Origin of the sequence: Polaribacter aquimarinus (assembly GCF_003129485.1) — a bacterium.
Classification (GTDB): Bacteria; Bacteroidota; Bacteroidia; order Flavobacteriales; family Flavobacteriaceae; genus Polaribacter; species Polaribacter aquimarinus.
The window spans coordinates 1-914 of the sequence record NZ_QFFG01000018.1; the positions used below are offsets into that span (position 1 = coordinate 1).

Genomic DNA, 914 nt, shown 5'->3' on the forward strand with positions numbered 1-914 from the left:
CAGCCTTGTCCATCAGATTCGCTGAAAAATATCTGTATTGCTTGAATGATTGCAATAATCATCAAAATTAGCAATGGTGTTATTTTTTTCAGCGTGTTGCTCATTCAGCTTGCAGGTAACGTGTTTGGCTATGGTTTCGTTGCGTGAAAATCCGCAAGGATTTTCCGCCGTAAACCGAAGATAGCAAATTTGCGAGGACTTTCCGAGAGGAAATTCGGAAGCAATGAACTATAGCCGGTGTTGTGTGTAGTTTTTTTTAATTCAGTCATATTCCGTTTTATGGAATTCCAAAATTTTGTCAGTCAAACGATTTATTTCTTTTCTTTCTTTTAGTTTAAAATCTGCAAAGAATATCAGTCCGAAAATCAATAACGCTATTGGTAAAATCCAATTCCCATTTATCAGAGAAACTATTATGGTCAGAATTCCAAGTCCGATTAATACTTTTCCAGCAATATTCATTGGCGACTTAAAATCAAATTTCAGGTCATAATTCCCATTTTCATTGATAATTCCGATTAACCTGTGATTGTTCGGAAAACGCTTTGGCATTAATTCAAACTTTTCGGGTCCGATATAACCAGTATAAAATCCATTCACAATTAGCTTGTTGAGAATTTTTAAATTTTTGTCAGATTTGGTTATTGTTTGTCTCATTTCTCAAATTACACACAACGTTCTTGTGTATGGTTAGTTGCGTGTTTCAGCAACTAATTTAGTAAACAAAAACGAACGCGAGAAAATTCCGAAGGAATTTTCCAAATAGGCAACGACCAAAGCAATTAATTATACACGGCTTAAGTTTGTCTTTTACTAATTTTGATATATAATCAGAAAGAATAAAAGAGAGAATTAAGGTTAATATACACGGTGAAGCTTTAGACTTCGACAACATTGGTAATCCTCTCTCTTTT

At 33.9% G+C, this 914-nt stretch carries 1 protein-coding gene; it reads right to left on the minus strand.

Annotated features, from left to right (window positions below):
- Nucleotides 1-261: 261 nt before the first annotated feature.
- Nucleotides 262-657 carry a hypothetical protein gene (locus DIS07_RS14970; RefSeq protein ID WP_109406077.1) on the minus strand — a complete coding sequence of 132 codons (396 nt, stop codon included), beginning with the start codon at nucleotides 655-657 and terminating at the stop codon, nucleotides 262-264.
- Nucleotides 658-914: the final 257 nt, after the last annotated feature.